Below are 7,596 nucleotides of genomic sequence, written 5' to 3'. Positions count from 1 at the left end.
CACAAACAAAAACCGGGTAACTCCAAAGCTACCCGGAAATACCAAATTTAGGATTCAGACAAATCTAAAATCTAAACCTTAAAATTCTTAAACAGTTACAGCTTTCTTAGCAGTAGAGCTCAATTCGCCCTTAGCATATTTAGCTGCAAAATCATCCAAAGATACTTGCTTGATTTTTGTACCGTGGCCAGCACAGCCAAAAGATTGATAGCGATCGCTACAAACTTTTTGCATAAACTTGATCGATGGCTTCAAGAAGTGACGGGGATCAAACTCATCAGGCTTCGCAAACAAAGCTTGACGCACCGCAGCGGTAATCGCCAAACGGTTGTCAGTATCGATATTGATCTTGCGAACGCCGCACTTAATTCCCTTTTGGATTTCTTCGACTGGTACGCCGTAGGTTTCGCGGATTTTGCCACCGTTGCTGTTGATGATTTCCAGCAATTCTTGGGGCACAGAAGAAGAACCGTGCATTACCAAGTGAGTGTTTGGTAAGCGGCGGTGAATTTCTTCAATGCGGCTGATTGCCAAAATTTCGCCAGTGGGCTTGCGAGTAAACTTGTAAGCGCCGTGAGAAGTGCCGATCGCCACTGCTAGAGCATCAACGCCGGTTTGCTCAACGAAATCAACAGCTTGCTCAGGATCTGTCAACAATTGATCGTGAGACAAAGCACCTTCAAAGCCGTGTCCGTCTTCTGCTTCGCCCATCCCGGTTTCCAGAGAACCCAAACAACCCAGTTCACCTTCGACGCTAACGCCGATGGAATGAGCAACATTCACGACATCGCGAGTAACTTGAACGTTGTACTCGTAGCTAGCAGGAGTTTTAGCATCTGCTTCCAAAGAACCGTCCATCATCACGCTGGTGAAACCTTGGCGCATGGCAGAATAGCAAGTACCGGGGGCATTGCCGTGGTCTTGGTGCATGGAAATGGGGATGTGAGGATAGGTTTCAACTGCGGCCAAAATCAAGTGGCGCAGGAAGTTTTCCCCAGCGTAGGAGCGAGCGCCGCGAGAAGCTTGCAGAATCACGGGGCTGTTGGTTTCGTCAGCAGCACGCATGATGGCTTGGATTTGCTCCATGTTATTGACGTTGTAAGCCGGTAGGCCGTAACCATTTTCAGCCGCGTGGTCGAGCAGCAGTCGCATAGGTACTAGCGCCATAGATATTCCTCCTAATTATTTGTGGTTTCTGGCCAGTGAATTTTGGACAAGTTCAATTCTTACGACAATCTTAAGACAATTTGCTACCGATCGCGCAGGATGTTTGCAGATTCAATTGAAAATTCTCAATACTAAAATATTGAGTTCTGAGTGTTATACTCAGAACTCAATATTTCTTGTTTGATGTTAGTTTATGGGTCGCCCGGGATTTGAACCCGAGACCAATCGGTTAAAAGCCGAATGCTCTACCGCTGAGCTAGCGACCCGCGAAAACATTGTTACCGCGCACATTTACTAATAGTAGCACCCATCATTTTAAATAGCAAGTCTTTTTTACAAAAAAGTTGCCGTCATCCGCACCAACATCTCGCAAGTCGCGCCGGGGGGCAAATACATCAAGTGTTCGCCTGTGTTTAGGGCATTCCGAGGAGCAGTCCAAGGTTCCAAACAGTAAAAATCCTTGCCTTTGAGCATCCAGAAGACCAACTTGCCATAGCTAGAGCTGTAGCTAAGGGTGAGGCGTAAATCGCGAGCCGAGTCAGTGACAGTAGCAGCCAGGCCTGTGAGTTCATCAAAGGAAACATCTATTTCATCCAGGTTGGGGTCAAAAACTCCGGTGAAATAACCCTTGGAGTGAGTGTTCTGATCTCTGTACTGCATCCCCGGAATTTCAAAGCGGAGCTGGGATTTGTCCTCTGCTAAAAAGTAAGGGTGTAAGCCGCTAGAAAAGGGCATCGGTTCCTCAGACAGATTGGTGTATCGCTGAAAAATTTCCAAAGCATTGCCTTTAATCTGATAAGTAAAGGCTAGTTGGAAATCAAAGGGATAAACAGCCAGGGTCTTGTCGCTACTTTCGAGCATCAGGGTAACAGCGGCGCAACCATCCGTCACCATTTCCTCTACCGTCCAAGGTAAATCGCGAGCAAAGCCGTGCTGTTTGAGTTGCCGCTCCACTCCCTTGTGTGTGTAGGTATTGTCGGGGAGATTGCCACAGATGGGAAACAGGATCGGCACTCCGCCTCGTACAGTCAAATCGGGATTGGTGAACCGTTCGGTGTCTAAGTATAAGATTTCTTTGCCTTCAACCAGCCAGCTAGTGGCAATACCGCCTCGTTCCGGCACAACTTCGAGAGTGGAGTTAGCGGTTTCGTCAGAGAGGACGTAGGTTTTGTACTGCTTTTGCTTGAGCGCGATCGCAAACACATTTGTCATCGGTAGTAGGTCATGGATCATTGGTTGTCAGTCAATTTGTGGTTAGTAGTTAGTCGCCCATTTGTTGCTACCCCTTGGACTCTCATTTCTTCCCTCGGTAGTCCTCCCTGCTGGTTAACCTATCTTTGCAGATAGGGGAGGCAAGGCGATCGGCTTGTAGTCGCTGGAGGTTTTTTTAGCTGGGAGCAGCGCTGTGGGAGTCGGTGGTTTGACCGCGAGTTTGAAGGATACAGACTGAGTTGGGGGAAGATAACTTTGGGGACCGCTTCCTGTTGGCGAACTCGGAGATGGCGGCGAAATGAACGGTTCTTTGATGAATGGCTCTTTGGTAAATGGATCTGATTCGCCACTAGGTTTTTGACGTTCACCTCGGTAGATGCGGGGTGGCAAATCTTTACTCGGAGGCGGGCTTGACTCAACAGCCGGAAAGTTTCCGTTCTCAAAAAATGACGAATTTTCTTGCTGTTTGGGTGCCACGGGCAAAGTGGGCAAACTACGATTTGGTTTGATTTGTCCTGGCTGGGGTTGGCTACTTTCACCTCCTAGGGAAGGGGCATCTGGCTGGGATTTTTGTGTACGGTTCTTAATCACTACTGGTAATTGAGAATTCGGATTTTTTTGGTCTGGTACTCCCGACAATGGGGCTTCTAGAACTACTTGCGATCGCATTGGGCGATCGAAAATGCTCGAAATCTGCTCGACGCGCTTAAGGATGCGATCGGCCGCTGCTCCTGTCACCACCTTCGGCTGAAACTTTTTTACCTCCACAGGCAGAAACTCTACTTTCATATTTCTGTCTTTGAGCGATACTTTCAGCACTGCTGTGTCGTAATCGCTGCGAGCATTGCCCCCAAAGATAAAATTTCCCAGGGAGTAAACTATCGGTCTGCCTTTGTAAACTTCCGCACCTTGCAGAACATGGGGGTGGTGTCCTACCACCAAATCAGCACCTTGGTCGATCGTGAACCGAGCCAAATCTATCTGCCAATCCCCTGGATAATCTGCCAATTCTACTCCCCAGTGATAATTCACAATAATCCAGTCTACCTGACCCCTGAGAGCTCGAATATCCTCCGCCACACGGTTATTGCGGCGCGGGTTAGTTCCTGCTGTCCCCAAGTCGGCAGCGTGGAGGTCAGAATCGTAGTAACCAAGGTAAGCGATCCGCTGACCCTTAACTTCAATAATATCTGGACGCCTTGCTTCTTTAATATTTTTGCCGGCTCCCAGATGCTGAATTCCCGCATTATTTAGAGTATTTATAGTTTCCACCAGTCCAGGTTCCTGGTAGTCCATAGTGTGGCTATTTGCTAGATTGACAATATCCACTCCGCCTGCTGTTAATACTTTGACCAGTTCTGGATCGGCTTGAAAATTTAATTGTTTTTTATTTTTACCCAAGCTAGAGCGAGTCAGGGGATTTTCTAGGTTCACCATCGCCACATCTGCTTTGCGATATTCTTCCATGTTTGCGAAGGCCCAATCGTAGCCTCTGTCTGCCACTTTGGAAAAGGCATCTAATAGATTCACATTCCCGCCGAACATCAGAGTAACAGTAGGGTCATAAGGATTGGCAACTCGATCGAGCTTTACTACTGGTAATGTTTCTAAAGCTCCTTGTACGGTGTTCCCGCGTTTGGGAGGAGGACCGGACATTACTGCCACTTTCTGGTATGCAGAGGTGGGCGGGTCTAACCGCATCACCAGAGCTTCTTGGTATGTCACCCAACAACCTAATATAAATGAAGCCAGTGATGAACCGACTAGCAGTAGAGAACGATAGCTTTTAAATTTAACCCAATCGAATACCAGCAGGGAACGGTAACGTCGCCGTCCCCGATTTGCCGGAGTGACGATGCGTACTGATTGTTTCCAAAGAATTTCTGGTTCTCCTGCTAAACGCGCGTGAATTCTCACGCCTTCTACTGCTGGCGAGTTAAGTCTCCACAGTTGGTGACAAATGAATTTGACTACACCTTCTCGCAGAGTGCTCCCCAGTAGTGTGGCATCTGAAGCAAAGTCGCGCTGGAATTCTACCAAGATTTGTACGCATCCTGCCTGAGCCTCTTCGACGCGGGCATAAATCCCTTCTGGTCGCAGCAAACTGTCTATCCAATAATTAAGCGCTTGAAAGTTTCCCGATCGCGCTAGCTCCAGAATAGACGGCTGCGACCAATTTTCTGCATATACCATCAATTAGCCTCCTTAACACGCTTCACTCGCGCTGACTTCAATTTTGTTTTAACGGAACTGCAATTTTCTTAGCTTAACCGCCACAGGTTCCGCTGCCCGCTTTGAAGCTAGTTATTGGCCGCCACCATTTTCTACATTTAGTTACCCACTGCTGTCAGTGACTCCCATCACAATTGGCTAATTTTAATCCTGACCTTTGGTGATGAGTGGCAAAATTTGCGGAAAAATGGATGGGCGATCGAAATTTCTTTGCAGAGTCTGTTTTTATTATCCTTGTTTGAGTGTCGCTTTGACGATCGATCTGCACATATAGCATTTCGGCAGTTCGGCACTTGGGCTTGAGGTATGGCAGTTCGGCAGAAGGCAGACGCTGATCCTAGGTCCTAATACAGGCACTGCATAAACTGTGACAATATAAATGGCGTAGTAGGTAGATTTAGTGGTATCATTTAATTTGGTAATTCCCATCGGTTTCAAAGTTTTAGAAAACGTGAAACTGGCTAGTCTATCGGGCTGTGCCTTCCGATGTAAAGCTCAAAGTACGTTAATGTAAACAGGCAATCTTTTAAGCAAGTTACACTGCGCAGGAGAACTGACAAATGCTACAGCGCAAAATCTATCAACTCTGTTGTGATGGTCGTGAGGTTTCTATTTTTCTTCGAGATCAGCAACGTTGGATAGAGCGCGCTCGTATCCTAGATATTGAAGGGGATCTAGTCACGCTGCGCTACGAAACCGACGAAGAAGACGAACTCAGCTCTTGGGAAGAAATGGTGCGTCTAGAGAGTATTGGCTCTGTGTCCCAAAAATTGGCTTCGGTGTCGAGAATTAACTGCGAGCCCCTAGTTTCTGACGATTGTCCAGAAGCAGAACAAATTCGCAATCACTACCCAGACTCTAGTTTGGAATAGTTTTCAGATTCTGTCTAGGGAGCAAATCACACTGGGGAGATTAGAAAATAACTTTTCTCCCTTTTTTGCGCTCTGTTTCTGTTGTAGTTGAACAGGGAACTAGGGGCTGTCGGTTTCCTCCGAGGGGGAGAGTTCCGACTCTGGTATCGATTTAAACACGGGACAGTAGCCATCGGGAGTGACTTTGAATCCAAACAAAGGAGATAATTGACTCCAACAGCGCTGGCCGCGGTAGTGCTGGCAGTTGGCACAGCATTCGATGTTGATGATGCGAGTTCGATCGCTCCCTTGAAACAACAGTTCCCGTTGAGAAATCCCCCGCAGCACAAGTTCCTCCCCTTGCCATCGGGCTTCTACCAAACCGGTATCGGCAAAATTGACCCAGCGGGGATCGTCTGTAATCTGGTGTGGCAAATTAATGGCTACTTCCGTCCCCAAGTCACTGAGTTCTCCCTCATAATTAGTTTCCGGGATGGCTGGTTGCAAAAACATTTCGCCTAGGGGCAGATCTACAATAGTTCCCGTGGCCGGAGTGTGCAACTGGTAGCGGTTTCGCAACTCGTCCAAATTAGCCAAATCCGCCAAATAGGCGGGGGAACCGTGGATCAAAATTACGTGCTGCGGGCGTAAGTTGTGAATTAGCTGGGTAGTTCCGGGTCCGTCACAGTGTTCGGCTAATAAGTAAGTTTCGATCGGTCGGACTCCTGATTCCTGTCTGTCACCAACAGATTCTCTGACAGGATATCCGGGTTTTTGAGGTAGAAGTACAATCCAAGGATGGGTGCGATCGGCAACGTACAAATTCCAATCAGCAGTTTCATCAGTAATCACAATACAGGGGCCTTGGCCCAAAAATGGCTGCTGTTTGGGATCTCGTCGGCGCACGCGGGGTTTGACCCTTTCATCCCAAAATAAAGGTTGATGCAGAGCAAAATTTTGGACTGCTGTGGGAAATTGAGGTAGCAATTCCAAATAAGCGTCGCAGCCGTCAGCCACCGCACCATCTACCCAGATATCTAAGTCGCGACCGGTAAAATAGTGGTGGCTGCGGAGTAGCATTAGGAGTTCTTGGCCCAAACCCAGTGCTGGTGTGGGCAACAGTACGGAATAGCCGTCGGCGATCGCGCGATGAATCCGTTCTGCTAACTGATTTTCCAGTTGTCGGCGGTGAGGGTGACGGGCAGTACCATAACTACCTTCCAAAATTAGCACATCGGGTTTGAGTCCCCGGAGTTCTCCCAGGGGCAACCCTTCCACCAAACGAGAATTGGACAGAAAAAAATCACCGGTGTAAACGAGGGTGTAGGTGCGGTGGGGGGCAGCATAGGTGAGGATGGCAGTGGCCGCTCCGGGCAAATGGCCCGATGGGAATAACTGGACGGTGAGTCCCCGGCGCAGTTCCACGGGGGACTGCCAAGGCAGTGGCTGACAGAAATGCAAATCTGATGACTGGGCCTGTTGTAACCAGTTCAGGGGTAGCAGTTGGGTTGTCACTTCGCTGGCATAGATGGGTAACTGGGGGAAAGATTGGTGAAGTGCTAGTAAACCTCTGGCGTGGTCGGCATGGGCATGGGTACATATCACTAAATCGGCGGGATCTGGCCGATCGAGTTCTGCTGACAGCAGTGGGATATTTTCGACACCACAGTCGAGTAAAATCCGGTGCGGTCCCATTCGCACTAACAGACAGACGCCTTCATTACCATGACCTGCGCCGTAAGGTAAACAATCGAGTTCCATCATTGCGGTGAGCTCCCTGCTTTGCGCGCAATTTGCTGTATCACCACATTTAAACTCTTGTGACGACTCGATTGAGCGATCGAGTGGAAATGTTTGCGATACAAATTCTGCCCTTAAGATTTGATGCTACCAAGGAAAGGGATCTTGCGAGTGATACATAATTGGTAGTAAATCAGGATTTATCAGAAAACTGGGTTGAAAACCCTGTCACTCCGGCGAAGCTGAACTCTTAACCGCCGTTGGACCAGGGTTGGGAACTGTCAGATAAAATCTACCCATATATAGACAAACTTACCGGAATGTACACATAATAGAGTGTATACAGTTAGGTATCCTCTATTATGGAATCCAATGAAGTGACTATTTCAATCGG

Annotated in this window: 5 protein-coding genes and 1 tRNA gene; 1 reads left to right on the top strand and 5 read right to left on the bottom strand. The window is 48.1% G+C overall.

What is annotated here, in order from left to right; genetic code table 11:
* Positions 1-87: 87 nt before the first annotated feature.
* From fba to AAFP11_RS28975, 4 genes are all read right to left on the bottom strand, one after another.
* Positions 88-1,167, bottom strand: a complete 1,080-nt coding sequence (fba, locus tag AAFP11_RS28990; RefSeq protein ID WP_341740127.1) for a class II fructose-bisphosphate aldolase — start codon at positions 1,165-1,167, stop codon at positions 88-90.
* Positions 1,168-1,361: 194 nt separating this feature from the next.
* Positions 1,362-1,433: transfer RNA gene (locus AAFP11_RS28985), tRNA-Lys, on the bottom strand.
* Positions 1,434-1,500: 67 nt separating this feature from the next.
* Positions 1,501-2,400 carry an aldose epimerase gene (locus AAFP11_RS28980; RefSeq protein ID WP_341740126.1) on the bottom strand — a complete coding sequence of 300 codons (900 nt, stop codon included), beginning with the start codon at positions 2,398-2,400 and terminating at the stop codon, positions 1,501-1,503.
* Between the two features lie 93 nt (positions 2,401-2,493).
* A complete protein-coding gene (locus AAFP11_RS28975; protein ID WP_341740125.1) occupies positions 2,494-4,572 on the bottom strand; it encodes a CapA family protein in 2,079 nt (692 codons plus the stop codon).
* A gap of 599 nt (positions 4,573-5,171) precedes the next feature.
* Here AAFP11_RS28975 and AAFP11_RS28970 point away from each other — a divergent pair.
* On the top strand, positions 5,172-5,483 hold the full coding sequence (locus AAFP11_RS28970) for a DUF6679 family protein (RefSeq protein WP_340522346.1): 312 nt from the start codon (positions 5,172-5,174) through the stop codon (positions 5,481-5,483).
* 99 nt (positions 5,484-5,582) lie between these two features.
* Here the strand turns inward: AAFP11_RS28970 and AAFP11_RS28965 are convergent, their stop codons facing one another.
* Positions 5,583-7,223, bottom strand: coding sequence for an MBL fold metallo-hydrolase (locus AAFP11_RS28965; RefSeq protein ID WP_341740128.1), 1,641 nt, complete (start codon positions 7,221-7,223; stop codon positions 5,583-5,585).
* Positions 7,224-7,596: the final 373 nt, after the last annotated feature.

The sequence above is a fragment of the Microcoleus sp. CAWBG640 genome (assembly GCF_020883015.1).
Taxonomy (GTDB): domain Bacteria; phylum Cyanobacteriota; class Cyanobacteriia; order Cyanobacteriales; family Microcoleaceae; genus Microcoleus; species Microcoleus anatoxicus.
This window is presented reverse-complemented; position numbering and strand designations above follow the sequence as displayed.